The sequence below is a fragment of the Proteus hauseri ATCC 700826 genome (assembly GCF_001654965.1).
GTDB lineage: Bacteria > Pseudomonadota > Gammaproteobacteria > Enterobacterales > Enterobacteriaceae > Proteus > Proteus hauseri.
Map to the genome: position 1 here is coordinate 1 of NZ_LXEV01000010.1, position 24,996 is coordinate 24,996.

Annotated in this window: 43 protein-coding genes; 37 read left to right on the forward strand and 6 right to left on the reverse strand. The window is 41.9% G+C overall.

The features are described 5' to 3' along the window. The first annotated feature begins 98 nt into the window (after nt 1-98). The 32 genes from bfd (at nt 99) to M997_RS02420 (ending at nt 15,832) form a co-directional block, all read left to right on the forward strand. Nucleotides 99-296, forward strand: a complete 198-nt coding sequence (bfd, locus tag M997_RS02270; protein WP_064718503.1) for a bacterioferritin-associated ferredoxin — start codon at nt 99-101, stop codon at nt 294-296. Between the two features lie 77 nt (nt 297-373). Next, the gene (bfr, locus tag M997_RS02275; RefSeq protein ID WP_064718504.1) at nt 374-847 is read left to right on the forward strand and encodes a bacterioferritin; all 474 of its coding nucleotides are present in this window, start codon (nt 374-376) and stop codon (nt 845-847) included. 360 nt (nt 848-1,207) lie between these two features. Further along, on the forward strand, nt 1,208-1,519 hold the full coding sequence (gene rpsJ / locus M997_RS02280) for a 30S ribosomal protein S10 (RefSeq protein WP_001181005.1): 312 nt from the start codon (nt 1,208-1,210) through the stop codon (nt 1,517-1,519). 32 nt (nt 1,520-1,551) lie between these two features. Next, the gene (rplC, locus tag M997_RS02285) at nt 1,552-2,181 is read left to right on the forward strand and encodes a 50S ribosomal protein L3 (protein ID WP_064718505.1); all 630 of its coding nucleotides are present in this window, start codon (nt 1,552-1,554) and stop codon (nt 2,179-2,181) included. A gap of 16 nt (nt 2,182-2,197) precedes the next feature. Then, on the forward strand, nt 2,198-2,803 hold the full coding sequence (gene rplD / locus M997_RS02290) for a 50S ribosomal protein L4 (RefSeq protein ID WP_064718506.1): 606 nt from the start codon (nt 2,198-2,200) through the stop codon (nt 2,801-2,803). Continuing rightward, on the forward strand, nt 2,800-3,102 hold the full coding sequence (rplW, locus tag M997_RS02295) for a 50S ribosomal protein L23 (RefSeq protein ID WP_064718507.1): 303 nt from the start codon (nt 2,800-2,802) through the stop codon (nt 3,100-3,102). The genes rplD and rplW overlap by 4 nt, the downstream gene beginning before the upstream one ends. A 19-nt stretch (nt 3,103-3,121) precedes the next feature. Then, on the forward strand, nt 3,122-3,946 hold the full coding sequence (rplB, locus tag M997_RS02300) for a 50S ribosomal protein L2 (protein WP_064718508.1): 825 nt from the start codon (nt 3,122-3,124) through the stop codon (nt 3,944-3,946). Nucleotides 3,947-3,960: 14 nt separating this feature from the next. Then, nucleotides 3,961-4,239: a 30S ribosomal protein S19 gene (rpsS, locus tag M997_RS02305; protein WP_004246960.1), complete on the forward strand. Its 279-nt coding sequence runs from the start codon at nt 3,961-3,963 to the stop codon at nt 4,237-4,239. 14 nt (nt 4,240-4,253) lie between these two features. After that, on the forward strand, nt 4,254-4,586 hold the full coding sequence (gene rplV, locus M997_RS02310; protein WP_064718509.1) for a 50S ribosomal protein L22: 333 nt from the start codon (nt 4,254-4,256) through the stop codon (nt 4,584-4,586). A gap of 17 nt (nt 4,587-4,603) precedes the next feature. Further along, nucleotides 4,604-5,305 carry a 30S ribosomal protein S3 gene (rpsC, locus tag M997_RS02315; RefSeq protein WP_064718510.1) on the forward strand — a complete coding sequence of 234 codons (702 nt, stop codon included), beginning with the start codon at nt 4,604-4,606 and terminating at the stop codon, nt 5,303-5,305. A gap of 12 nt (nt 5,306-5,317) precedes the next feature. After that, nucleotides 5,318-5,728 (forward strand): 50S ribosomal protein L16, encoded by a 411-nt coding sequence (rplP, locus tag M997_RS02320; RefSeq protein WP_006535500.1) that lies wholly within the window; start codon nt 5,318-5,320, stop codon nt 5,726-5,728. Then, entirely contained in the window at nt 5,728-5,919 is a 192-nt protein-coding gene (rpmC, locus tag M997_RS02325) for a 50S ribosomal protein L29 (protein WP_064718511.1), read from the forward strand. The genes rplP and rpmC overlap by 1 nt, the downstream gene beginning before the upstream one ends. Then, a complete protein-coding gene (rpsQ, locus tag M997_RS02330; RefSeq protein ID WP_064718512.1) occupies nt 5,919-6,173 on the forward strand; it encodes a 30S ribosomal protein S17 in 255 nt (84 codons plus the stop codon). The genes rpmC and rpsQ overlap by 1 nt, the downstream gene beginning before the upstream one ends. Nucleotides 6,174-6,349: 176 nt before the next feature. After that, nucleotides 6,350-6,721: a 50S ribosomal protein L14 gene (gene rplN / locus M997_RS02335; protein ID WP_004246955.1), complete on the forward strand. Its 372-nt coding sequence runs from the start codon at nt 6,350-6,352 to the stop codon at nt 6,719-6,721. A gap of 10 nt (nt 6,722-6,731) precedes the next feature. Then, nucleotides 6,732-7,046 (forward strand): 50S ribosomal protein L24, encoded by a 315-nt coding sequence (gene rplX, locus M997_RS02340; protein WP_064718513.1) that lies wholly within the window; start codon nt 6,732-6,734, stop codon nt 7,044-7,046. A gap of 13 nt (nt 7,047-7,059) precedes the next feature. Then, nucleotides 7,060-7,599 carry a 50S ribosomal protein L5 gene (gene rplE / locus M997_RS02345; RefSeq protein WP_064718514.1) on the forward strand — a complete coding sequence of 180 codons (540 nt, stop codon included), beginning with the start codon at nt 7,060-7,062 and terminating at the stop codon, nt 7,597-7,599. Nucleotides 7,600-7,611: 12 nt separating this feature from the next. After that, a complete protein-coding gene (rpsN, locus tag M997_RS02350) occupies nt 7,612-7,917 on the forward strand; it encodes a 30S ribosomal protein S14 (protein ID WP_006535503.1) in 306 nt (101 codons plus the stop codon). 32 nt (nt 7,918-7,949) lie between these two features. Continuing rightward, complete coding sequence (rpsH, locus tag M997_RS02355) at nt 7,950-8,342, forward strand: 30S ribosomal protein S8 (RefSeq protein ID WP_004246950.1); 393 nt, start codon at nt 7,950-7,952, stop codon at nt 8,340-8,342. A 14-nt stretch (nt 8,343-8,356) separates the two neighbouring features. Continuing rightward, nucleotides 8,357-8,890, forward strand: coding sequence for a 50S ribosomal protein L6 (gene rplF, locus M997_RS02360; RefSeq protein ID WP_064718515.1), 534 nt, complete (start codon nt 8,357-8,359; stop codon nt 8,888-8,890). A 9-nt stretch (nt 8,891-8,899) separates the two neighbouring features. Continuing rightward, entirely contained in the window at nt 8,900-9,253 is a 354-nt protein-coding gene (rplR, locus tag M997_RS02365; RefSeq protein WP_064718516.1) for a 50S ribosomal protein L18, read from the forward strand. Between the two features lie 14 nt (nt 9,254-9,267). Next, nucleotides 9,268-9,768, forward strand: a complete 501-nt coding sequence (gene rpsE / locus M997_RS02370; RefSeq protein ID WP_023583472.1) for a 30S ribosomal protein S5 — start codon at nt 9,268-9,270, stop codon at nt 9,766-9,768. 5 nt (nt 9,769-9,773) lie between these two features. Further along, a complete protein-coding gene (gene rpmD, locus M997_RS02375) occupies nt 9,774-9,953 on the forward strand; it encodes a 50S ribosomal protein L30 (RefSeq protein ID WP_036914634.1) in 180 nt (59 codons plus the stop codon). A 3-nt stretch (nt 9,954-9,956) separates the two neighbouring features. Next, nucleotides 9,957-10,391, forward strand: coding sequence for a 50S ribosomal protein L15 (gene rplO, locus M997_RS02380; protein WP_064718517.1), 435 nt, complete (start codon nt 9,957-9,959; stop codon nt 10,389-10,391). 7 nt (nt 10,392-10,398) lie between these two features. Then, the gene (gene secY, locus M997_RS02385) at nt 10,399-11,721 is read left to right on the forward strand and encodes a preprotein translocase subunit SecY (RefSeq protein WP_006535510.1); all 1,323 of its coding nucleotides are present in this window, start codon (nt 10,399-10,401) and stop codon (nt 11,719-11,721) included. A gap of 42 nt (nt 11,722-11,763) precedes the next feature. Next, nucleotides 11,764-11,880 carry a 50S ribosomal protein L36 gene (gene rpmJ / locus M997_RS17110; protein WP_071788572.1) on the forward strand — a complete coding sequence of 39 codons (117 nt, stop codon included), beginning with the start codon at nt 11,764-11,766 and terminating at the stop codon, nt 11,878-11,880. A gap of 146 nt (nt 11,881-12,026) precedes the next feature. Continuing rightward, entirely contained in the window at nt 12,027-12,383 is a 357-nt protein-coding gene (gene rpsM, locus M997_RS02390; RefSeq protein ID WP_004249689.1) for a 30S ribosomal protein S13, read from the forward strand. Nucleotides 12,384-12,399: 16 nt separating this feature from the next. Next, nucleotides 12,400-12,789, forward strand: a complete 390-nt coding sequence (rpsK, locus tag M997_RS02395) for a 30S ribosomal protein S11 (protein WP_002919257.1) — start codon at nt 12,400-12,402, stop codon at nt 12,787-12,789. A 36-nt stretch (nt 12,790-12,825) separates the two neighbouring features. After that, complete coding sequence (rpsD, locus tag M997_RS02400) at nt 12,826-13,446, forward strand: 30S ribosomal protein S4 (protein ID WP_064718518.1); 621 nt, start codon at nt 12,826-12,828, stop codon at nt 13,444-13,446. 25 nt (nt 13,447-13,471) lie between these two features. Then, on the forward strand, nt 13,472-14,461 hold the full coding sequence (locus M997_RS02405) for a DNA-directed RNA polymerase subunit alpha (RefSeq protein WP_064718519.1): 990 nt from the start codon (nt 13,472-13,474) through the stop codon (nt 14,459-14,461). A 37-nt stretch (nt 14,462-14,498) separates the two neighbouring features. Next, entirely contained in the window at nt 14,499-14,885 is a 387-nt protein-coding gene (rplQ, locus tag M997_RS02410) for a 50S ribosomal protein L17 (protein WP_004246940.1), read from the forward strand. Between the two features lie 275 nt (nt 14,886-15,160). Next, a complete protein-coding gene (gene zntR / locus M997_RS02415) occupies nt 15,161-15,574 on the forward strand; it encodes a Zn(2+)-responsive transcriptional regulator (RefSeq protein WP_064718520.1) in 414 nt (137 codons plus the stop codon). A 51-nt stretch (nt 15,575-15,625) separates the two neighbouring features. Further along, nucleotides 15,626-15,832 carry an alternative ribosome-rescue factor A gene (locus M997_RS02420; RefSeq protein ID WP_064718521.1) on the forward strand — a complete coding sequence of 69 codons (207 nt, stop codon included), beginning with the start codon at nt 15,626-15,628 and terminating at the stop codon, nt 15,830-15,832. 3 nt (nt 15,833-15,835) lie between these two features. Here M997_RS02420 and mscL read toward each other — a convergent pair whose 3' ends face one another. The 5 genes from mscL to def all read right to left on the reverse strand — a co-directional run bounded on the left by mscL (nt 15,836) and on the right by def (nt 20,705). Beyond that, nucleotides 15,836-16,243 (reverse strand): large-conductance mechanosensitive channel protein MscL, encoded by a 408-nt coding sequence (mscL, locus tag M997_RS02425; protein ID WP_064718522.1) that lies wholly within the window; start codon nt 16,241-16,243, stop codon nt 15,836-15,838. A 121-nt stretch (nt 16,244-16,364) separates the two neighbouring features. Beyond that, on the reverse strand, nt 16,365-17,741 hold the full coding sequence (gene trkA, locus M997_RS02430) for a Trk system potassium transporter TrkA (protein WP_064718523.1): 1,377 nt from the start codon (nt 17,739-17,741) through the stop codon (nt 16,365-16,367). Nucleotides 17,742-17,854: 113 nt separating this feature from the next. Continuing rightward, entirely contained in the window at nt 17,855-19,123 is a 1,269-nt protein-coding gene (gene rsmB / locus M997_RS02435) for a 16S rRNA (cytosine(967)-C(5))-methyltransferase RsmB (RefSeq protein WP_064718524.1), read from the reverse strand. An 86-nt stretch (nt 19,124-19,209) separates the two neighbouring features. Further along, on the reverse strand, nt 19,210-20,157 hold the full coding sequence (gene fmt / locus M997_RS02440; protein WP_064718525.1) for a methionyl-tRNA formyltransferase: 948 nt from the start codon (nt 20,155-20,157) through the stop codon (nt 19,210-19,212). A 23-nt stretch (nt 20,158-20,180) separates the two neighbouring features. Continuing rightward, on the reverse strand, nt 20,181-20,705 hold the full coding sequence (def, locus tag M997_RS02445) for a peptide deformylase (RefSeq protein ID WP_064718526.1): 525 nt from the start codon (nt 20,703-20,705) through the stop codon (nt 20,181-20,183). A gap of 129 nt (nt 20,706-20,834) precedes the next feature. Between def and dprA the strand changes: the two genes are divergently transcribed. The 5 genes from dprA to M997_RS02470 are packed head-to-tail and all read left to right on the forward strand — an operon-like array spanning nt 20,835 to nt 24,202. Beyond that, the gene (gene dprA / locus M997_RS02450) at nt 20,835-21,971 is read left to right on the forward strand and encodes a DNA-processing protein DprA (protein ID WP_064718527.1); all 1,137 of its coding nucleotides are present in this window, start codon (nt 20,835-20,837) and stop codon (nt 21,969-21,971) included. 18 nt (nt 21,972-21,989) lie between these two features. Then, nucleotides 21,990-22,547, forward strand: a complete 558-nt coding sequence (locus M997_RS02455) for a DNA topoisomerase family protein (RefSeq protein WP_064718528.1) — start codon at nt 21,990-21,992, stop codon at nt 22,545-22,547. Beyond that, a complete protein-coding gene (tsaC, locus tag M997_RS02460; protein ID WP_064718529.1) occupies nt 22,540-23,109 on the forward strand; it encodes an L-threonylcarbamoyladenylate synthase type 1 TsaC in 570 nt (189 codons plus the stop codon). The genes M997_RS02455 and tsaC overlap by 8 nt, the downstream gene beginning before the upstream one ends. Before the next feature lie 8 nt (nt 23,110-23,117). Beyond that, complete coding sequence (aroE, locus tag M997_RS02465; RefSeq protein ID WP_064718530.1) at nt 23,118-23,942, forward strand: shikimate dehydrogenase; 825 nt, start codon at nt 23,118-23,120, stop codon at nt 23,940-23,942. After that, nucleotides 23,939-24,202 carry a DUF1488 family protein gene (locus M997_RS02470; RefSeq protein WP_064718531.1) on the forward strand — a complete coding sequence of 88 codons (264 nt, stop codon included), beginning with the start codon at nt 23,939-23,941 and terminating at the stop codon, nt 24,200-24,202. The genes aroE and M997_RS02470 overlap by 4 nt, the downstream gene beginning before the upstream one ends. Here M997_RS02470 and M997_RS02475 read toward each other — a convergent pair. Further along, on the reverse strand, nt 24,178-24,741 hold the full coding sequence (locus M997_RS02475) for a gamma carbonic anhydrase family protein (protein WP_064718532.1): 564 nt from the start codon (nt 24,739-24,741) through the stop codon (nt 24,178-24,180). The genes M997_RS02470 and M997_RS02475 overlap by 25 nt on opposite strands. Nucleotides 24,742-24,996 lie beyond the last annotated feature (255 nt).

The window sequence follows — 24,996 nt, forward strand, 5'->3', positions numbered from 1 at the left end:
GTTTTTATATATTGATTAATAAACGGTCAAATAAGAATTGAAATCATAACAATTATCATTTACTATCTTGAGGTGTAGTAGTTAATGAGGTTGTTATTATGTATGTTTGTCTCTGCCACGGTGTTAGCGATAAAAAAATCCGCTCAACCATCCATCAACATCAAATCCGTACTATTAATGAATTACGCCAAATTCTTCCTGTTGGAAGTTGCTGCGGTAAGTGCATACGTCAAACCCGTCAATTGATCGATAATGAGCAGCCTGCCCTTTATTCTCAAATTTCTGAAGTTGCATAACAAAATTTAGCATTCCTTTCTCTCCTCCTGATTCAAACGGTCTACACTAAAAAGACTGGAAGCAAAGGAGCGTAAAAATGAAAGGTGATAAAAAAATGATAGCCCACCTTAATAAATTGTTAGGTGGTGAGCTTGTTGCAATAAATCAGTACTTCTTACATGCCCGAATGTTTAAAAACTGGGGGCTAACTCGTCTGAATGAAATGGAATACCATGAATCCATCGATGAAATGAAACATGCTGATAGATATATTGAGCGTATTTTATTTTTAGAAGGTCTGCCTAATCTACAAGATTTAGGTAAGCTCAATATTGGTGAAGATGTTGAAGAGATGTTACGTTCTGATTTGGAGTTGGAATTAGGCGGTGCAAAAGATCTTCGTGAAGCTATTGCTTATGCTGATTCAATTCATGATTATGTTAGCCGCGACCTCATGCTGGAAATCTTAACAGATGAAGAAGGGCATATTGATTGGATTGAAACCCAACTAGAATTAATTGAGAAGTTGGGAATTCAAAATTATCTTCAAGCTCAGATCATTGAAGAATAATAATATCTATCAAATAGTGAAAAAGAAAAACACCCATTGTTATTCTATTGTTTTAGTTAATAATAATATTCATTTCCAGAAGCAGCTTCGGCTGCTTTTTCTTTTTATTTAGAAAATAAAATAAACTTTTATCGCTGTTTTTTTATTCTCAGCTTGATTTCATCTCTAAGGCAAGTATAATGCGCAGGCTCACTGATTTAGTGAGGCTGATTTATCAGCTAATGCAGATTTTACATTGCATTAAATATAATACTCCCAATTGGGGAGTTATATGCAGAACGATTACACTCTCTCATCAATCGAAATGGGTACGAGTAGTGATCATTTACGTTTATAAAAAATAGTTGGAGCTCTGGTCTCATGCAGAACCAAAGAATCCGTATCCGCCTGAAAGCTTTTGATCATCGTCTGATTGATCAATCAACTGCGGAAATCGTAGAGACTGCTAAGCGCACTGGTGCGCAAGTTCGTGGTCCAATCCCACTGCCGACTCGCAAAGAGCGTTTCACAGTGTTGATTTCTCCGCACGTTAATAAAGATGCGCGTGATCAGTATGAAATTCGCACTCACAAACGTCTGGTTGACATCGTTGAGCCAACCGAGAAAACCGTTGATGCTCTGATGCGTCTGGATCTGGCTGCCGGCGTAGACGTGCAGATCAGCCTAGGTTAATCAGGTCATCAAGCGATTGAGAGGTTGAAACAATGATTGGTTTAGTCGGTAAAAAAGTAGGAATGACTCGTATCTTCACTGAAGATGGCGTTTCAATCCCTGTAACCGTTATCGAAATTGAAAACAACCGTGTGACTCAGGTCAGAGATCTAGAGAAAGACGGTTATCGTGCCATTCAGGTAACTACTGGTAGCAAAAAAGCTAACCGTGTACTGAAACCTGAAGCTGGTCATTTTGCTAAAGCTGGTGTTGAAGCTGGCCGCTTACTGCGTGAATTCCGTCTGAGTGAAGGCGAAGAATACACTGCGGGTCAAAGCATTAGTGTAGAAATTTTCGCTGACGTTAAAAAAGTCGACGTTACTGGAACATCTAAAGGTAAAGGTTTTGCTGGTACTGTAAAGCGCTGGAACTTCCGTACTCAAGATGCTACCCATGGTAACTCCTTGTCTCACCGTGTTCCGGGTTCTATCGGTCAGAACCAGACTCCGGGTAAGGTGTTTAAAGGCAAGAAAATGGCAGGTCAACTGGGTAACGAACAAGTTACCGTTCAGAGCCTGGAAGTAGTACGTGTTGACGCTGAGCGCAACCTGCTGCTGGTCAAAGGTGCTGTTCCAGGTGCAACTGGCAGTGACCTGATCGTTAAACCAGCTGTCAAGGCGTAACGTCGAGGAGATAGGAATGGAATTGGTAATGAAAGACGCGCAAGGCGCGCTGACTGTTTCCGAAACTACCTTCGGGCGTGACTTTAACGAAGCGCTTGTGCATCAAGTAGTCGTTGCATACGCTGCTGGTGCTCGTCAAGGTACTCGTGCTCAGAAAACCCGTGCTGAAGTTTCTGGTTCAGGCAAAAAGCCATGGCGCCAGAAAGGTACAGGTCGTGCACGTTCAGGTTCAATCAAGAGTCCAATTTGGCGCTCTGGTGGTGTTAGCTTCGCAGCTAAACCACAGGACCACAGTCAAAAAGTAAATAAAAAGATGTACCGCGGTGCTCTTAAGAGCATTCTGTCAGAATTGGTACGTCAAGATCGTCTGATTGTCGTTGAGAAGTTCTCTGTAGAAGCGCCTAAAACTAAGCTGCTGGCACAGAAACTGAAAGATATGGCTCTGGAAGATGTTCTGATTATCACAGCTGAAGTAGATGAAAATCTATATTTAGCAGCACGCAACTTATATAAAGTTGACGTACGTGATGTAGCAACTATCGACCCAGTTAGCTTGATCGCCTTCGACAAAGTCGTCATGACTGCTGACGCTGTGAAGCAAGTTGAGGAGATGCTGGCATGATCCGTGAAGAACGTCTGCTGAAAGTACTGCGCGCGCCGCACGTATCTGAAAAAGCTTCTAACGCGATGGAAAAATCAAACACCATCGTTCTCAAAGTTGCCAAAGACGCGACCAAAGCAGAGATTAAAGCAGCTGTACAAAAACTGTTTGAAGTCGAAGTTGAAAGTGTTAACACTCTGCTAATGAAAGGCAAAGTGAAACGTCACGGTCAGCGTGTTGGTCGTCGTAGCGACTGGAAAAAAGCTTACGTCACCCTGAAGGAAGGCCAGAATTTGGACTTCGTCGGCGGCGCTGAGTAAGTCGGAGGAGTAAAGAACAATGGCAATTGTTAAATGTAAACCTACGTCTCCGGGCCGTCGCCACGTAGTTAAAGTGGTAAACCCAGAGCTGCATAAAGGGAAACCTTATGCACCGTTGCTTGAAAAAAGCAGCAAAACCGGTGGTCGTAACAACAATGGTCGTATCACCACTCGTCATATCGGTGGTGGTCACAAACAGGCTTACCGTATTGTTGACTTTAAACGCAACAAAGATGGTATCCCTGCGACAGTAGAGCGTTTGGAATATGATCCAAACCGTTCAGCAAACATCGCATTAGTGCTGTATGCTGATGGTGAACGTCGCTACATTCTGGCTCCAAAAGGCCTGAAAGCAGGTGATAAAGTTCAGTCTGGCGTTGATGCTACAATCAAAGCTGGTAACACCTTACCAATGCGTAATATCCCGGTTGGTTCTACAGTTCATAACGTAGAAATGAAACCAGGTAAAGGTGGTCAATTAGCTCGTTCAGCTGGTACTTATGTTCAGATCGTTGCTCGTGATGGTGCTTATGTAACTATCCGTCTGCGTTCTGGTGAAATGCGTAAGATTCCTTCTGACTGTCGTGCGACTATCGGTGAAGTTGGTAACTCTGAACATATGTTACGCGTTCTGGGTAAAGCTGGCGCAAGCCGCTGGCGTGGTATTCGCCCTACCGTTCGTGGTACTGCGATGAACCCAGTTGATCACCCACATGGTGGTGGTGAAGGTCGTAACTTTGGTAAACACCCTGTAACACCTTGGGGCGTTCAAACCAAAGGTAAGAAGACTCGTAAAAACAAACGCACTGAACACTTTATCGTTCATCGTCGTACTAAGAAATAATTAGAGGATAAGCCATGCCACGTTCTCTCAAGAAAGGTCCTTTTATTGACCTGCACTTGCTGAAGAAGGTAGAGAAAGCGGTGGAAAGCGGTGACAAAAAGCCTGTTAAGACTTGGTCCCGTCGTTCAACGATCTTTCCTAACATGATCGGTTTGACCATCGCTGTCCATAATGGTCGTCAGCATGTTCCAGTTTACGTTTCCGACGAAATGGTTGGACATAAACTGGGTGAATTCGCGCCGACCCGTACTTATCGCGGTCATGCAGCCGATAAAAAGGCTAAGAAAAAATAAGGTAGGAGGAAGAGATGGAAACTATAGCTATGCATCGCCACGCTCGTTCTTCTGCTCAGAAGGTTCGCCTAGTGGCAGACCTGATTCGCGGTAAGAAAGTGTCGCAAGCTCTGGAAACCCTGACCTATACCAACAAGAAAGCTGCTGGTTTAGTGAAGAAAGTACTTGAGTCTGCTATTGCTAACGCAGAACACAACGATGGCGCTGATATTGATGATCTGAAAGTAGCTAAGATCTTTGTTGACGAAGGTCCTTCTATGAAGCGCATTATGCCTCGTGCAAAAGGCCGTGCAGATCGTATTCTGAAGCGCACCAGCCACATCACTGTGGTTGTGTCTGATCGCTGAGACTCTGGAGACTAGCAATGGGTCAAAAAGTACATCCTAATGGTATCCGCCTTGGCATTGTCAAGCCTTGGAATTCCACATGGTATGCGGGTACCAATGAATTCGCTGACAACCTAGACAGCGATTTTAAAGTGCGCCAGTACTTAACTAAAGAACTGGCAAAAGCATCTGTATCTCGTATCGTTATCGAGCGTCCTGCAAAAAGCATTCGTGTGACTATTCACACTGCTCGCCCAGGCATCGTTATCGGTAAAAAAGGTGAAGATGTTGAAAAACTGCGTAAAAACGTAGCGGAAATCGCTGGCGTTCCTGCGCAAATTAATATCGCCGAAGTACGTAAACCTGAACTAGACGCAAAATTAGTTGCTGACAGCATCACTTCACAGCTGGAACGTCGTGTTATGTTCCGTCGTGCTATGAAGCGTGCAGTACAGAACGCTATGCGTTTGGGCGCTAAAGGTATCAAAGTGGAAGTAAGTGGTCGCTTAGGCGGCGCTGAAATCGCTCGTACTGAATGGTATCGTGAAGGTCGTGTTCCACTGCATACTCTGCGTGCGGATATTGACTACAATACCTCAGAAGCACAAACCACTTATGGTGTGCTCGGCGTTAAGGTATGGATCTTCAAAGGTGAGATCCTGGGTGGTATGGCTGCAGTTGAACAGGCGGAAAAACCGGCTGCTCAACCTAAAAAGCAGCAGCGTAAAGGCCGCAAGTAAGGAGAGTCGCTGATGTTACAACCAAAGCGTACAAAATTCCGTAAAGTGCACAAAGGCCGTAACCGTGGCCTAGCTGCTGGTGCGGATGTAAGCTTCGGGACTTACGGTCTTAAAGCTGTGGGCCGTGGTCGTCTGACTGCACGTCAGATCGAAGCGGCACGTCGTGCAATGACCCGTGCAGTTAAGCGTCAGGGTAAAATCTGGATCCGTGTGTTCCCAGACAAACCAATCACTGAAAAGCCGCTCGAAGTCCGTATGGGTAAAGGTAAAGGTAACGTTGAGTATTGGGTTGCCTTAATCCAGCCAGGTAAAGTCCTGTATGAAATGGATGGTGTGCCTGAAGAACTGGCCCGTGAAGCATTCAAGCTGGCGGCAGCAAAACTGCCTATCAAAACCACCTTTGTAACTAAGACGGTGATGTAATGAAAGCAAAAGAGCTGCGCGAAAAGAGCGTTGAAGAGCTGAACACAGAACTGCTGAATTTACTGCGTGAGCAGTTTAATCTGCGTATGCAGACAGCAAGTGGTCAGTTACAACAGTCTCATCTGTTGAAACAAGTGCGTCGTAATATCGCACGCGTTAAGACTTTACTGACTGAGAAGGCGGGTGCGTAATGACCGATAAAATCCGTACTCTGCAAGGTCGTGTGGTAAGTGACAAAATGGAAAAATCTATTGTTGTTGCTATCGATCGTATGGTGAAACATCCATTATATGGTAAGTTCATCCGTCGTACGACCAAAATGCATGTACATGACGAGAACAACGAATGTGGAATTGGTGACGTAGTAGAAATTCGTCAAACACGTCCACTATCTAAGACTAAGTCTTGGGCGTTAGTTCGCGTTGTAGAAAAAGCTGTTCTGTAATAAAATAGCCTTTTCGTACGAAATAAACGGCTCAAAATTGAACGGGCCGTTTATTTTTTCTGTCCATAGCGAGAATGTGGTGTTATAATGCCGCTCCCTCGTATTATGGGATATTGAACGGCCTCTTCTAATGTGGAAGTGGCTCAGTAGTAGTTGACATTTAGCGGAGCACTAAAATGATCCAAGAACAGACTATGCTGAACGTGGCCGACAACTCCGGTGCACGTCGCGTAATGTGTATCAAGGTTCTAGGTGGCTCGCACCGTCGCTACGCAGATGTAGGTGACATCATCAAAATTACCATCAAGGAAGCAATTCCACGTGGTAAAGTTAAAAAAGGTGATGTACTGAAAGCGGTAGTGGTGCGCACCAAGAAGGGTGTTCGTCGCCCTGACGGTTCTGTCATTCGCTTCGATAGTAATGCTTGTGTATTGTTAAACAACAATAGTGAGCAGGTTATCGGTACGCGTATTTTTGGGCCGGTGACTCGTGAACTTCGTAACGAGAAGTTTATGAAAATTATCTCTCTGGCACCTGAAGTACTCTAAGGAGCAGGCAATGGCAGCGAAAATCCGTCGTGAAGACGAAGTTATCGTGCTAACTGGGAAAGACAAAGGTAAGCGCGGTAAAGTAAAACAGGTTCTTTCTTCTGGTAAAGTTATCGTTGAAGGTATCAATCTGGTTAAAAAACATCAGAAGCCAGTCCCGGCTCTGAATCAACCAGGTGGCATCGTTGAAAAAGAAGCTGCAATTCAAGTTTCTAACGTTGCACTCTTCAATGCGGCAACCGGCAAGGCTGACCGTGTAGGTTTTAGATTCGAAGACGGCAAAAAAGTCCGTTTCTTCAAGTCTAATAAAGAAACTATCAAGTAATTTGGAGTATACGATGGCGAAACTGCATGATTACTATAAAGACGAGGTAGTCCAAAAACTGATGACTCAGTTTGGTTACCATTCTGTCATGCAAGTCCCTCGGGTCGAGAAGATCACCCTGAATATGGGTGTTGGTGAAGCGATTGTTGATAAAAAACTGCTGGATAATGCAGCAGCTGATTTAGCAGCAATCTCAGGTCAAAAACCTTTGATCACCAAAGCACGCAAATCTGTTGCAGGCTTCAAAATCCGTCAGGGCTATCCGATCGGCTGTAAAGTGACCCTGCGTGGCGAACGCATGTGGGAGTTCCTTGAACGTCTGATCTCTATTGCTGTACCACGTATCCGTGACTTCCGTGGTTTGTCCGCTAAATCATTTGATGGACGTGGTAATTACAGCATGGGTGTACGTGAACAAATCATCTTCCCTGAAATCGATTATGATAAAGTGGATCGTGTTCGTGGTTTGGATATTACCATTACTACGACTGCGGGTTCTGATGATGAAGGTCGCGCACTGTTAGCAGCGTTTAACTTCCCGTTCCGCAAGTAAGGCAGGGCATTCATGGCTAAGAAATCTATGAAAGCACGTGATGTAAAACGTGCGAATTTAGCTGAGAAATTCTTCGCAAAACGCGCAGAACTGAAAGCTATCGTTTCGGATGTAAACGTATCTGATGAAGATCGTTGGAATGCTGTTCTGAAACTGCAAACTATGCCACGTGATTCAAGTCCTTCACGCCAGCGTAACCGCTGCCGTCAAACTGGACGTCCGCACGGTTTCCTGCGGAAATTTGGCCTAAGCCGTATTAAAGTCCGTGAAGCCGCAATGCGCGGTGAAATCCCGGGCCTTAGAAAGGCTAGTTGGTAATTACCATAATTGAATCACGGGAGTAAAGACAGATGAGCATGCAAGATCCCATCGCGGATATGCTGACCCGTATCCGTAACGGTCAGGCCGCGAACAAAGTTGCGGTCACAATGCCTTCCTCCAAGCTGAAAGTGGCGATTGCCAACGTGCTTAAGGAAGAAGGTTATATCGAAGATTTTAAAATTGAAGGCGACACTAAGCCAGAATTGGAAATCACTTTAAAATATTTCCAAGGTAAGGCTGTAGTAGAAAGCATTCAGCGCGTAAGCCGCCCAAGTCTGCGCATCTATAAAAGAAAAGATGAGCTGCCACAAGTTATGGCAGGACTGGGTATCGCTGTTGTTTCTACCTCAAAAGGTGTTATGACTGATCGTGCAGCTCGCCAAGCAGGTCTTGGTGGCGAGATTATCTGCTACGTAGCTTAATTCGGGAGGAAAGAATGTCTCGTGTGGCAAAAGCACCCGTCGTCATTCCTGCCGGCGTAGAGGTTAAACTCAACGGTCAGGTAATTACGATAAAGGGTAAAAACGGCGAGCTTACTCGTACTATCCACAATGCAGTTGAAATTCAACATGCTGACAACCAATTAACTTTCGCACCTCGTGAAGGTTATGCAGATGCATGGGCACAGGCGGGTACTACTCGTTCTCTGTTAAATGCAATGGTTGTGGGTGTTACCGAAGGCTTCACTAAAAAACTGCAACTGGTTGGTGTAGGTTATCGTGCGTCTATTAAAGGCAATGCAGTTAACTTAGCAGTTGGTTTTTCACATCCAGTGGAACACGAACTGCCAGCAGGCATCACTGCAGAATGTCCATCACAAACTGAAATCGTACTGAAAGGTGCTGATAAGCAAGTGATTGGTCAAGTAGCAGCAGAACTGCGTGCCTACCGTCGCCCTGAACCTTATAAAGGTAAAGGTATTCGTTACGCCGACGAAGTTGTGCGTATCAAAGAGGCTAAGAAGAAGTAAGGTAACACTATGGATAAGAAAGCAGCTCGTATCCGTCGTGCGACCCGCGCACGCCGCAAGCTCCAGGAACTGGGTGCGACTCGCCTGGTGGTACATCGTACCCCTCGCCATATTTATGCGCAGGTTATTGCACCAAACGGTTCTGAAACTTTGGTGGCCGCTTCTACTACAGAAAAAGCTATCATTGAGCAACTGAAAAACACTGGAAACAAAGACGCCGCAGCAGTAGTTGGTAAAATTGTTGCTGAACGTGCACTGGAAAAAGGTATCAAAGTAGTATCATTTGACCGTTCCGGTTTCCAATATCATGGTCGAGTCCAGGCACTGGCAGATGCTGCCCGTGAAGCTGGCCTTCAGTTCTAAGGTAGGAGTGTAAGATGGCTCACATCGAGAAACAAGCTGGCGAACTGCAGGAAAAGCTGATCGCGGTAAACCGCGTATCTAAAACCGTTAAAGGTGGTCGTATTTTTAGCTTCACCGCACTTACAGTTGTTGGTGATGGCAATGGCCGCGTTGGTTTTGGATATGGCAAAGCTCGCGAAGTTCCGGCAGCAATCCAGAAAGCGATGGAAAAAGCCCGTCGCAATATGAAAACCGTCGCTTTAAACAACGGTACTCTGTTCCACCCTGTAAAAGGTACCCACACAGGTTCTCGCGTATTTATGCAGCCTGCTCACGAAGGTACTGGTATTATCGCAGGTGGTGCAATGCGTGCAGTTCTAGAAGTGGCTGGCGTTCGTAACGTACTGGCTAAAACCTATGGTTCCACAAACCCGATTAACGTGGTTCGTGCAACACTGGACGCTTTAGATAGCATGAAGTCTCCAGATATGGTCGCAGCTAAGCGTGGTAAATCCGTTGAAGAAATTCTGGGGTAATGACCATGGCTAAGACTATTAAAATTACTCAAACACGCAGCTTAATCGGCCGTCTGCCTAAACATAAGGCAACTATGACTGGTTTAGGACTGCGTCGCATCGGTCACACTGTAGAACGCGAAGATACACCAGCGGTTCGCGGTATGATCAACTTGGTTTCCTATATGGTTAAAGTTGAGGAGTAAGAGATGCGTTTAAATACTCTGTCTCCGGCTGAAGGTGCCAAGCATGCGCCTAAACGTGTAGGTCGTGGTATCGGTTCTGGCTTAGGTAAAACTGGCGGCCGTGGTCACAAAGGTCAGAAATCTCGTTCTGGCGGTGGCGTACGTCGTGGTTTTGAAGGCGGCCAGATGCCTTTATATCGTCGTTTACCAAAATTTGGTTTTACTTCACGTAAATCATTCGTGACTGCGGAAATCCGTCTGTCTGATTTGGCTTATGTTGAAGGCGATGTAATCGATCTGAATGCACTGAAAGCCGCAAACGTTGTTGGCCCACAGATTGAATATGCGAAAGTTATTCTTTCTGGTGAGGTTAACCGTGCAGTGACTATTCGTGGTCTGCGTGTTACCAAAGGTGCCCGTGCAGCAATCGAATCAGCTGGCGGTAAAATTGAGGAATAAGTGACAGATGGCTAAACAACCAGGGTTAGATTTCCAGAGTGCTAAAGGTGGTGTAGGTGAACTAAAACGCAGACTTCTGTTTGTTCTTGGTGCACTAATTGTCTTTAGGATTGGCTCTTTTATTCCTATCCCTGGTATTGATGCCACTGTGCTTGCCAAATTGCTCGATCAGCAAAAAGGCACCATCATTGAAATGTTTAACATGTTCTCTGGTGGTGCTCTTAGCCGTGCTTCTATCTTTGCGCTGGGTATCATGCCTTATATTTCGGCATCGATTATTATCCAACTTTTATCAGTGGTTAACCCTCGGTTAGCAGAGATTAAGAAGGAAGGGGAGGCCGGTCGTCGTAAGATCAGCCAGTATACCCGTTATGGTACTTTGGTGCTGGCGATATTCCAATCAATTGGTATCGCAACCGGCTTACCGAATATGCCAGGTATGCAAGGTCTAGTGATTAATCCAGGTCTTCCATTCTATATTACGGCTGTTGTTAGCTTAGTCACCGGAACTATGTTCCTTATGTGGCTGGGTGAGCAAATCACTGAACGTGGTATTGGTAACGGTATCTCAATTATTATCTTTGCAGGTATCGTTGCAGGCCTTCCGCCTGCCATTGGTCAAACCATCGAGCAGGCACGGCAAGGCGAACTGCACTTCCTCCTGTTATTGTTGGTTGCAGTATTGGTGTTCGCGGTAACTTTCTTTGTTGTTTTTGTAGAAAGAGGACAACGACGTATCGTTGTTAACTATGCAAAACGTCAACAAGGGCGTAGAATATACGCGGCACAAAGTACACATCTACCACTTAAAGTAAATATGGCGGGTGTTATTCCAGCAATTTTTGCTTCAAGTATTATCCTGTTTCCTGGTACAATAACCTCTTGGTTTGGCGATGGTACAGGGTGGGGTTGGCTGACAACGATTTCATTGAATCTACAGCCTGGTCAACCTATTTATGTGTTACTATACGCTGCTGCAATCATATTCTTCTGTTTCTTCTATACGGCGTTGGTTTTCAACCCAAGAGAGACGGCAGATAACCTGAAGAAGTCCGGTGCATTTGTACCAGGAATTCGCCCGGGAGAGCAGACGGCTAAATATATAGATAAAGTAATGACTCGTTTAACCTTAATCGGTGCGTTGTATATTACCTTTATCTGTCTCATCCCGGAGTTCATGCGTGACGCAATGAAAGTACCTTTCTATTTTGGTGGTACTTCCCTCTTAATCGTGGTTGTGGTCATCATGGATTTTATGGCTCAAGTGCAAACTCTTCTGATGTCAAGTCAGTATGAGTCTGCATTGAAAAAAGCAAACCTTAAAGGTTAATTACTGCTAAGTAGTTTGTTTTAGAAGTTACGGAGAGTAAAAATGAAAGTTCGTGCTTCCGTCAAGAAAATGTGCCGTAACTGCAAAATTGTTAGACGTCACGGTCACGTGCGTGTAATTTGCAGCGTCGAGCCTAAGCATAAACAGCGTCAAGGCTAATTTATTGCATTTTTTTCTTGCAAAGTTCGGTTGAGCTGGCTAAATTAGCCAGCCCAATCTTTTATAATATGTACAGTATTGTTTGAGTATCCTGAAAACGGGCTTTTCAGAATAGTACTGTATAACTGCTAATTTAGGAGTGCATAGTGGCCCGTATAGCAGGCATTAACATTCCTGATCATAAACATACCGTAATCGCTTTAACATCGATTTACGGCATCGGTAAGACTCGTTCACAGGCTATCTGTGAAGCAACGGGTATTGCTGAAAATGTTAAGATCAGTGAGCTGTCTGAAGAGCAAATCGACAAGCTGCGTGACGAAGTTGCCAAATACGTTGTAGAAGGTGATCTACGTCGTGAAGTTACCCTGAGCATCAAACGTCTGATGGATCTTGGTACTTATCGTGGTTTACGTCATCGTCGTGGTCTACCAGTTCGCGGTCAGCGTACTAAGACCAATGCACGTACCCGTAAGGGTCCGCGTAAGCCGATCAAGAAATAATCGGGGTATTTGAACAATGGCAAAAGCACCTATTCGTGCACGCAAGCGTGTAAGAAAACAAGTCTCTGACGGTGTGGCTCATATCCATGCTTCTTTCAACAACACAATCGTTACTATTACAGATCGTCAAGGTAACGCATTGGGTTGGGCTACTGCCGGTGGTTCCGGTTTCCGTGGTTCTCGTAAGTCAACTCCGTTTGCAGCTCAAGTTGCAGCAGAACGTTGTGCTGAAGCTGTTAAAGAGTACGGAATTAAGAACCTGGAAGTTATGGTAAAAGGACCTGGTCCTGGTCGTGAGTCAACTATCCGTGCATTAAACGCGGCTGGTTTCCGCATCACTAATATTACTGATGTGACTCCGATTCCTCATAACGGTTGTCGTCCACCGAAAAAACGTCGCGTTTAATAACGTTTTCGTTTTTAGGAAAGTTGGAGAAAGAAAATGGCAAGATATTTGGGTCCTAAGCTCAAGCTGAGCCGCCGCGAAGGTACAGATTTATTCTTAAAATCTGGCGTTCGGGCGATTGACACCAAGTGTAAACTGGAACAAGCACCAGGTCAGCACGGCGCACGTAAACCGCGTTTGTCTGATTACGGTGTTCAGTTACGTGAAAAACAAAAAGTTCGTCGTACTTACGGTGTTCTAGAACGTCAATTCCGTAACTACTACAAAGAAGCAACACGTCTGAAAGGCAACACAGGTGAAAACCTGCTGACTCTGCTGGAAGGTCGTCTGGATAACGTTGTTTATCGTATGGGCTTTGGCGCAACTCGCGCAGAAGCACGTCAGATGGTTAGCCATAAAGCAATCATGGTAAATGGTCGCGTGGTTAACATTGCTTCTTATCAGGTTTCCCCGAATGACGTAGTCAGCGTTCGTGAAAAATCGAAAAAACAGTCTCGTATCAAGGCTGCTTTAGAGCTGGCTGAACAGCGTGAAAAGCCAACATGGCTGGAAGTTGATGCTGCTAAAATGGAAGGTGTGTTCAAACGTATTCCTGAACGTACTGACCTGTCTGCTGACATTAACGAGCACCTGATCGTCGAGCTTTACTCCAAGTAAGGCTTAGCACCAAAGAGAGGACACAATGCAGGGTTCTGTGACAGAGTTTCTAAAACCGCGCCTGGTTGATATCGAGCAAGTGAGTTCGACGCACGCCAAGGTGACCCTTGAGCCATTAGAGCGAGGCTTCGGCCACACTCTAGGTAACGCACTGCGCCGTATTCTGCTTTCGTCTATGCCGGGTTGTGCGGTAACAGAGGTTGAGATTGATGGTGTACTGCATGAGTACAGCACCAAAGAAGGTGTTCAGGAAGATATCCTAGAAATACTGCTCAACCTTAAGGGGTTGGCGGTAAAAGTTCATGGTAAAGATGAAGTTATTCTTACTTTGAGCAAATCTGGCATTGGCCCTGTTATTGCAGCCGATATCATCCATGACGGTGATGTCGAAATCGTCAAGCCGCAGCACGTTATCTGCCACCTTACAGACGAGAACGCATCAATTAATATGCGTATCAAAGTTCAGCGTGGTCGTGGATATGTGCCGGCTTCTGCCCGAATTCATTCGGAAGAAGATGAGCGCCCTATCGGTCGCCTATTAGTAGACGCGTGCTATAGCACAGTTGAGCGTATTGCTTATAATGTGGAAGCAGCTCGTGTTGAACAGCGTACCGACTTGGATAAGCTGGTAATCGAGATGGAAACTAACGGTACTATCGATCCAGAAGAATCGATTCGCCGTGCAGCGACTATCCTGGCCGAACAGCTTGAAGCTTTTGTTGACTTACGTGATGTTCGTCAACCTGAAGTTAAAGAAGAGAAGCCAGAGTTCGATCCGATCCTGCTGCGCCCAGTTGACGATCTTGAATTGACTGTCCGCTCTGCTAACTGTCTGAAGGCAGAAGCAATCCACTACATCGGTGATCTGGTACAGCGTACTGAAGTTGAATTACTTAAGACGCCTAACCTCGGTAAAAAATCTCTTACCGAGATTAAAGACGTACTGGCGTCTCGTGGACTATCTCTTGGCATGCGCCTTGAGAATTGGCCACCTGCAAGTATCGCTGATGAATAAGATCACAGGTTAAGGTTTTACTGAGAAGGATAAGGTCATGCGCCATCGTAAGAGTGGTCGTCAATTGAACCGCAACAGCAGCCATCGTCAGGCTATGTTTCGTAACATGGCAGGTTCTTTAGTTCGTCATGAGATAATCAAGACAACTTTGCCAAAAGCGAAAGAACTGCGTCGCGTCGTTGAGCCGCTGATTACTCTTGCCAAGACCGACAGCGTAGCTAATCGTCGTCTGGCATTCGCCCGTACTCGTGATAACGAAGTCGTGGCAAAACTGTTTACAGTATTAGGTCCGCGTTTTGCGAGCCGTGCAGGTGGTTACACTCGTATTCTTAAGTGTGGCTTCCGTGCTGGTGACAACGCTCCAATGGCTTACATTGAGCTTGTTGACCGTGCTGATTCTGAAACAGAAGCAGCAGCTGAATAATTTTATTATTATTTAGTGCAGTGAATAAAAAAACCGGATTTTTTAATCCGGTTTTTTTACTTTTGTAGTTAGTGTAGTTAGATATTTTCTGAAAAACTTCCCTTTATATTTTCACTTTATTTTGCTTACTATTGAGCTACATTATATTTATTTCTTTTCTAGCGTAAAAATAATGTGGTATAGACAAAATACATTCTTAGTATCGCACTATCTTTCAATTCTATTTTTTTGATTATTTGTTATGCTTATTAATAATTAATACTGAGGAATGATCCATGTATCGTATTGGGCAAGTTGCAAAGTTAGCTAATGTGACAACAGATACAATTCGTTTTTATGAAAAGCAAGGATTGATGGGGCACGATAGACGTACAGAAGGCGGCTATCGGCTTTATACAGATCAAGACTTACAGCGATTGCGTTTTATTCGTTATGCTAAAGAGTTAGGTTTTACTTTAGATGCAATTACTGAGCTATTATCAATACGTGTAGATCCTGCACATCATACTTGTGTTGAATCAAAACATATTGTTGACGCAAGGCTTGCTGAAGTTGAAGTTCGGCTTAAAGAAATGAAAAGAATGCGAGATTCACTAAAAATGTTAAGTGATGCGTGTTGTGGCAGTGCCCATGAAAGTACTTATTGTTCTATTCTAGAAATACTTGAATCTGGTGCTACAAAGCAATAATATTTCATCTGATAATACTGTGTATGTTCTTTAATAATTTTAGAGGTTTCTATGTCTAGTAAATATCAGCATCAAAAAGGTGTGATTAAAGACAATGCTCTAGCTGCACTTGTTCATGACCCACTATTTAGACAACGTGTGGAAAAAAACAAGAAAGGCAAAGGGAGTTTTATGAGAAAAGAGAAACATAATAAGAAGGGGAACTGGGAGGCCAGTGATAACAAAAGATTTTTTCAATTGTTATCACTGGCCTTTTAGTTTTTATTTTTGCTGATTTTTTAATAGATCACGAATTTCAGTTAATAAAGTTTCTTCTGCTGAAGGTGCCGGTGGTGCTTTCGGAGCTTCTTCAGCTTGGCGGCGAGTTTTGTTAATTAATTTAATCGCACAGAAGATGGCAAATGCAACAATAGCAAAGTCAAAGACAGTTTGAATAAACATACCGTAATTTAATACGACAGCTGGCACATCTCCAGTAGCTTCTCTTAATACAAAACTAAACTGTTTAAAATCAATACCACCAATTAATAAGCCCAGTGGTGGCATAATGATATCGGCAACTAATGAGGAAACAATCTTCCCAAATGCGGCTCCGATAATGACACCGACTGCCATATCGACAACGTTACCTTTCATTGCAAATTCACGAAACTCTTTAAAAAAAGCCATAGCTACCCCTTAGGTATATCAAAATAGAATTATTATGTGAAAATTTAGTATTCGGAATGATAATAATAATAGTAGACCACAATAGGTAACAATGACTATTATTCTTATTTCTGTAAAATTTCTATAAGAAGAATGGGCTAGGTTGGAACAGTTTCTCTACATCGGGAACGTATTTTTTATCAGTAATAAACATAATAACGTGATCCCCTTGTTCTATAGAGTGGCTTGCATTAGCAATAATAACATCTTGATTTCTAACAATGGCTCCAATGATAGTTCCTGGTGGAAGTTTGATATCTTGAATACGTCGACCAACTACTTTTGATGTATTTTCATCACCATGTGCTACGGCTTCGATGGCTTCAGCAACACCACGACGCAATGAAGAAACACTAACAATATCTGCTTTGCGTACGTGTCCGAGTAATGCAGAAATAGTGGCTTGTTGTGGTGATATAGCAATATCAATAACGCCGCCTTGGACTAGGTCAACGTATGCACTACGTTGAATAAGAACCATCGCTTTTTTGGCTCCCATGCGTTTAGCTAACATTGCAGACATAATATTAGCTTCGTCATCATTCGTTAGGGCGATGAAAACATCAATTTGTTCTATATGCTCTTCTGCAAGTAGTTCCTGATCAGATGCATCACCATAAAAAACAATAGTATCATGAAGGAGTTCTGCAAGTTCAGTTGCACGTTGTTGATTATGTTCGATTAATTTAACGCTATAATCTTTTTCTAATCTCGCTGCTAATCCAGCTCCAACATTGCCACCCCCAACAATCATAATTCGTTTATAAGGTTTTTCTAAGCGTTGTAGCTCACTCATAACGGCTCGAATATGTTGTGATGCAACTACAAAGAAAACTTCATCACCTGCTTCAATAATTGTTGAGCCTTGCGGTCTGATTGGACGATCTTGGCGAAAAATAGCAGCAACACGAGTATCAATATGTGGCATGTGATCTCGTAAAGTCGATAATGCATTCCCGACTAGAGATCCACCATAATATGCTTTTACTGCAACAATACTCACTTGTCCTTCAGCAAAATTAACAACTTGTAATGCGCCTGGGTATTGGATGAGTTTATAAATATAATCAATAACTAAATGCTCTGGTGAGATAAGGTAGTCAATAGGGATTGCTTCAGGTAAAAAAAGCTTATCTGATTCACGAACAAACTCTGAGGCTCGGATGCGAGCTACTTTATTTGGTGTATTAAATAGAGTGTAAGCAACTTGGCAGGCAATCATGTTGGTTTCATCAGAGTTGGTGACAGCAACTAACATGTCAGCATCTTCAGCACCTGCTTCTCTTAACACTCTAGGGTGTGAGCCATGCCCATTAACGACTCTTAAATCGAATTTGTCTTGAAGTTGACGCAAACGAGCTGCATCAGTATCAACGACAGTAATATCATTATTTTCACCGACAAGATTTTCGGCAAGGGTTCCACCAACTTGTCCTGCGCCTAATATAATAATTTTCATCGATGTTTCTCAGAGTATTTAGTTAACAAGTAGAAAACAAAACGCAGGATCTAAGTGATCTTGCGTTGAAATAGTAGCTTTTTTTAGATCCTAGATCATCTTTTATCACCAAGTTAAATTTTCGTGATCACGGCATAAAAGAATCCATCGCCACCATTAGGTTCAGGTAAACATTGGTTTTGGTAATTACATAGAGCATCTTTTGTGGACGATAGGAACATCTCAACTTGTTGACTATTTTCTTCAGGCAAAATAGAGCAGGTAGCATAAACCAATGTGCCACCTGATTTTAAATACGGCCATATAGCATGTAAAATTTCTTTCTGGATTTGTGCTAGCTGTGCAATATCTTCATTACGGCGAAGCCATTTAATATCAGGATGACGACGAATAACGCCAGTTGCTGAACAAGGTGCATCAAGTAGTATTCGGTCAAACTGCATACCAGAACACCACTGCTCAGGATAACGACCGTCGCCACTTTTTACAGTTGCCTGCTGTTTTAGTCGATTTAGATTTTCTTTAACTCGGTTTAGGCGTTGTTCATCAATATCTATTGCTAATACTTGAGATTGAGGCGCAATTTCTAAAATATGAGTAGTCTTACCACCAGGGGCCGCACATAAATCGAGGATCTGCTCTTTGTTTTTTGGGGCTAATAATTCAGCACAACGTTGAGCAGAACGGTCTTGTACGGTAACCCAACCTTCATCAAATCCAGGTAACATATTAACGTTACATGGCGTTTCTAAACGGATTGCATAAGGATGCGATTCGTCAGCTATTGCAGCAATCTCATTATCTTCAAGTAAGGCAAGATACTCTTTACGTGAATGATGAATCTGATTAACCCGTAACCACATAGGAGGTTTTTGGTTATTTCCTTCAACAATCATTTCCCATTCTTTTGGATAAGCTTGTTTGATTCGAGCTAATAGCCACGAAGGATGTAAAAAACGACTCTCATTATTTTGGAAGCGCTCACTTAAAATATCTTGTTGGCGCTGAAACTGGCGTAATACACCATTGATCAGACCTTTTAGTTGCGGTTTTTTTAATGCTACCGCCCCATTAACAGTTTCGGCTAAAGCTGCATGTGCAGGAATACGTGTATATAGAAGTTGATATAGGCCTACCATAATAAGATAGTGCAAAATGCGTTGTTTACCTTTAAGTGGTTTATCCATTAGTTGTTGGATAGTCCACTCTAATTGAGGCAGTGTACGTAAAGTACCAAAACAAAGTTCTTGTAATAAAGAACGGTCTTTATCAGAAACATTCTTTTGTAATTCAGGAATGACAGTGCTTAATGATAAACCTTGGTCTAAAACTTGGCTGATTGCTTTTGCCGCAATACTACGTATGTTGTATGACGTTTTCATAATGAGTTAACGTTTGATATCTAGCGCCAAAAATATCGGCGTGAAAAAAGGAAAACCCCGATAAGTTTTATCAGGGTTTAGAATTGTTATTCAATAATTTTGCCGGGTGTGAACCACTCTTGCTTAGAGTTTAGAAAATCTGCAGATGTCATCGGTTTTTTGCCTGATGGCTGAAGTTCTATAATATTCAGCGTGCCTTTTCCCGTTGCTATATAAATGCCAGTTTTATCAGCTTTTAGTAACATGCCAGGTGTTTGATTAGTGTCACCCAAAATGACCTGTGCTTTCCAAACCTTTACAGGTTGATCCCCTAGCATGAAAAAGCTCATCGGCCATGGATTGAATGCTCGAATACATCGTTCTATTTGTTCCGCTGATAATGACCAATCAATTCTGGCTTCTTCTTTTGATAATTTTTGTGCGTAGTTTGCTAAATTATCATCTTGTTTTTCTGCTTTTAGCTTTCCTGCAGTAATTAGGTCTAGTGTGCTAATTAAAGCTTTGGGGCCTAAATCGGCGAGTTTTTCATAGAGTGATGAACTAGTGTCTTTGCTAGTAATTGGACATGCTGATTTATACAGCATATCTCCAGTATCTAGTCCTATATCCATTTGCATAATGGTGACACCGGTTTCTGTATCTCCAGCCCAAAGTGCGCGCTGAATAGGCGCTGCTCCTCGCCATCTAGGCAAAAGAGAACCATGAACATTTAAGCAGCCTAAACGAGGAATATCGAGCACTGCTTTAGGTAGGATCATGCCATAAGCAACAACAATCATAATGTCAGCTTGTTGTGCTTGAATCCATTCATGGTTTTCTACTGGTTTTAAAGATGCAGGCTGATAAACAGGAATATCATTTGCTAGCGCGAGTTCTTTAACTGGGCTAAAGGTCAGCTTCTTACCTCTTCCTGCGGGCTTATCAGGAGGTGTAAGTACTCCTACAACACTATGTTGAGTTGATAATAATGCAGCTAAATGTCGAGCTGCAAAATCGGGCGTTCCCGCAAAAATAATGCGTAATGAGTCAGACACGTTTTCTTCCTGTTTCAATTGAATTACTGTCCTGCTTTAGCTCTTTTCTTATCTAACTTATCTAATTTTTCCACTTTTTGGCGGATACGTTGACGTTTAAGTGGAGATAAATAATCAACAAAGAGCTTACCAACTAAATGATCCATCTCATGTTGAATACAGATAGCTAATAAGTCATCAGCTTCTAATTCAAATGGCTGGCCATTATAATCAAGTGCTTTAACTCTTACTCGTTCAGCTCTTGGTACAAAAGCACGCTGCTCTGGAATAGATAAACAGCCTTCTTCTATACCTGTGTCGCCATCAGAATCAAGAAGCTCTGGATTTATTAGTACTAGTTTTTGGTCTCTATTTTCAGAGACATCAATGACGATAATGCGCTGGTGGATATCCACCTGTGTTGCAGCTAGCCCAATACCTTCTTCTAAATACATCGTTTCAAACATATCATCGATGATTTTTTGAATTTCAGCATTAACTTTTTCGACTGGCTTTGCAATCGTGCGAAGACGCTCGTCTGGATAATGTAATACGTGTAACACGGCCATAGTTTATTCGGACTGTTTCTAAAATGTGAATGAGATTTAACGTCTATTCTAGACATTTATTGTCTAAATTGACAGTATTTGGTGGTTTAGCGCTCACCCTGTTTGTTAAAAATAACACTAGGATAATGCATGGATGCTAGAGAAATATGGATAAGACTAAATACTATTTCAAGATTACCTATTAATAAAGTGATTCAATTAGTCAGCCATTTACAAAGTTTATCACGAATAAATGATAAACAATTAAAAGCCTGCGGGCTATCAGACCAGCAATGTGTTCAATTTATGAGGCTTCATAAAGATTCTGTTAAAAGTGCATTAAATTGGTTAGATAAAAATGAGTCATCACTTTTAACGATCTCTGATCCCGATTATCCGTCTTTATTAAAGCAGATTTCATCTCCACCTCTTTTGCTTTTTGTTGCAGGTGATAGAAAACACTTATCAAATACTCAAATAGCATTAATAGGTAGCCGTGATGCAACACATTATGGAACTAGATGGGCAACATATTTTGCTCAAGAACTGGTCAATAATGGTATCGCTATTACAAGTGGGCTCGCCCAAGGTATTGATAGTGTAGGACATCGTAGCGCTTTAAAAAATAAAGGGATTACTATTGCTGTATTAGGAAGTGGTTTAGAACATATCTATCCTTCTTTTCATCGCTCACTTGCCTTGCAAATCAAAGAAACTGGTCTTCTTGTATCGGAGTATTTACCTAATACGCCACCTTTAGCGCACCATTTCCCACAGCGTAATCGAATTATTAGTGGATTAAGTTCAGCATTATTAATTATAGAAGCAGGAATAAAAAGTGGTTCTTTGATTACAGCTAATTGTGCTTTGCAGCAAGGAAAAGAGTTATTTGTTTTACCTGGTTTATTAGGTGATATACATTTTGAAGGTAATCATCAACTTATTAAACAAGGAGCAAACCTAGCTTCATTTCCCAATGATATTTTGGAATATTTAAATAGTTCATTACATTGGCTCTCTGAACATGATGATATACATGAGCAACAATATTTATTACCGCCACAATCTGTTCATTCTCAGAAAGCAGAAAGTAGGCAACTGGACTTAGTTCAACAAGAAGCTATTAATACAATATTACCCTTATTGCGCTTTGATGAGGCAACGGCAATTGATATCATTGCTAATCGTAGTGCATTATCAACATCTGATTTAGCCCCTCTTTTATTAGAACTTGAGCTTATTGAAAAAATAGCTATTGTGGCTGGTGGCTATATTCGATTGAAATAAGTGTAATGAGGTAAAACAATGGCAAAAAATATGCCGTTTACACAGCAAAATGAACAAGAAATGTGTCCTGATTGTGGTAATACTCTCGTTATAAAAAATGGTGGGCATGGACCTTTTTTAGGATGTTCTGCTTACCCTAAATGCCATTATATCAAAACATTAAAACCTCAAGGTGATAGCCAAATTATTAAGATTTTAGAAGGCCAGCCTTGTGAGTGCTGTGGTGCTGATTTAGTTTTGCGTCAAGGTAAATTTGGCATGTTTATTGGTTGTAGTCGTTATCCAGAGTGTGAGCATATAGAACAAATAGACAAGCCAGATGAAACAGTTATTCATTGTCCTCAGTGTAAAAATGGTAAGTTGCTACAACGTAAGTCACGATTTGGTAAGGTTTTTTATGCGTGCAATCAATATCCCGATTGTCAATTTATCCTAAATAATAAACCAATTTGTGGGGAATGTGAGCATTGTAATTATCCATTATTGATGGAAAAAAGGTCTTCTCAAGGAGTAAGATTAGTCTGTGCCAGCAAATTATGTGGAAAGCAACAAACAAAAAGAGAAGAACATGAATAATGAAGTATCACCTGTAAATAATACTATCGTAAGCGCATTACAAAATAATCAAGTTATTGCTTACCCAACAGAAGCTGTGTTTGGTTTAGGTTGTGATCCGGATAGTGAACAAGCGGTAATGGCACTATTATCGTTGAAACAACGACCTATAGAAAAAGGATTAATTTTAATTGCTGATAACTATGAACAATTAAAACCTTATATAGATGATGATATGTTAACGCAGACACAACGTGAAAGGATGTTTGCGTCATGGCCAGGGCCTGTCACCTGGGTTATTCCGGCAAAGGCATCTACACCTAAATGGCTAACTGGAAAATTTTCATCATTAGCTGTGAGAGTGACAGATCACTCTTTGGTTAAAGCGTTATGCCTTGCTTATGGTAAGCCTATAGTTTCTACAAGCGCTAATTTGAGTGGTTTACCTCCTTGTCGTACGGTTGATGAAGTGGAAGGCCAATTTCAAAATAATATCCCTATTCTAAATGGTGTTGTTGGTGGAAGACTAAATCCATCTGAAATTCGTGACGCGCTGACGGGTGAGTTATATAGACAGGGGTAACAGGTGTAATGGAAAAATATTCTGTATTGGGAAATCCTATAGAGCATAGCCAGTCGCCATTTATTCACCAGTTTTTTTCAAAACAAACGGGTGTAGAGTATGACTATGGTCGCTTATTAGTACCTTTTGGTGAATTTGAAAAAACAGCTAGCCATTTTTTTTCTCAAGGAGGACTGGGAGCAAATGTTACCGTACCTTTTAAAGAAGATGCATTTCGCTTTGTTGATAGCTTGACAGCTAGAGCAAAAGGATGTGGAGCTGTTAATTCAATTAAAAAATTACCAGACGGTTCATTGCTGGGAGATAACACTGATGGTCAAGGACTTATTCTTGATTTAGCTAGGCTTGATTTTATTGTTCCGGGTAAAGTGTTATCTGTACTTGTGATTGGTGCTGGTGGTGCAACAAGAGGAATTTTACTTCCATTACTAGAATATGATTGTGATATCACCCTTACTAATCGTACTTTTGTAAAAGCTGAGCAATTGGCACAAGAGTTTAGTCAATTTGGTTTAATTAGAGCTATGCCCGCACAAGATGTTGCAGATAGACATTATGATTTAATTATAAATGCATCATCATCGAGCATGATGAATGAGTTGCCTCCAGTGCCGAATGATGTGTATGGCTATGAGACGGCTTGTTATGATCTCTATTATCAAGCAGGAATAACGTCATTTTTATATCATGCACTAAAGCATGGTAGTACTCGTTTATCTGATGGGTTAGGTATGTTAGTTGGACAAGCTGCTTATGCATTTGAGTTGTGGTATGAGTTTGTCCCTGAAATGGATCCTGTTCTTAATGTATTAAGAGAAAAGTTAAATCAATGAACCAATCTATTCAATTTCCAGATCGTGAAGAGTGGTTAGCTGAGGAAAAGAAGATCCAATTTCCTGTAATGATAAATGGAATGTTACTTGATTGCCAAGTAACAGAAGATGAGTTATTTAAGCGTTTTGGTAATAAAGAAAATGCCCTAATTGTATTTCGAAAAAATCGCTGGGAAATAGAAGAAGAGTTTGAAAAGCTGATAACTAACAATGAGCTATCAGCCCTTCATCCGGTTTATTCTTTATTAATGGATGTATGAGTTGTAGCTAAGTAGTCATTTTTCCATTTTACATAATTATTAGCAGAATAGATGAGAGCATCTATTTCTGCTAACGATAAAGGGCGAATTTTTTTTACAGGATTACCTAAATAAAGAAAACCACTTTCTAGTCGTTTCCCTGGTGGTACAAGGCTCCCTGCTCCAATCATCACATCATCTTCAATTATTGCACCATCTAATAAAATTGATCCCATGCCCACCAGAACACGATTACCAATAATGCATCCATGCAGCATAGCTTTATGACCTACAGTGACATCATTACCAATAATAAGAGGAAATCCTTCAGTATTTTCTGTAGAAGCATGGGATACATGGAGTACTGAACCATCCTGAATATTTGATCTTACCCCTATGCTGATATAGTTTACATCTCCACGGATAACAACCATTGGCCATACGCTTACATCTTTACTTAAGCGAACATCACCAATAACAGTTGCAGTTTCATCAATAAAAACGTTGTCATTAATAGAGGGAGATAAATTCAAATAACTTCTAATGGTGGGATATTTCATTCGTTACTCCAAACTTAATATAGAGATGCATAGTGAAAGAAAGCATAGCAGCGGACATATCTTTTTTGCGAGCAGTCTTGTTTCAGATTGCAAATTTTGCGAGTTTTGTTCAATAGTAGAGTGAAATTAGCAGTAATAGAATATCGCTGGTGGACAATAAGGTTAATAAAAGTATGATCTTTAATCTATTAGGATGCTTTTTGTATCAAAAATAGACGTAAAGTTTAAAAAGAAAACGAACAGAAAAAAAATCAC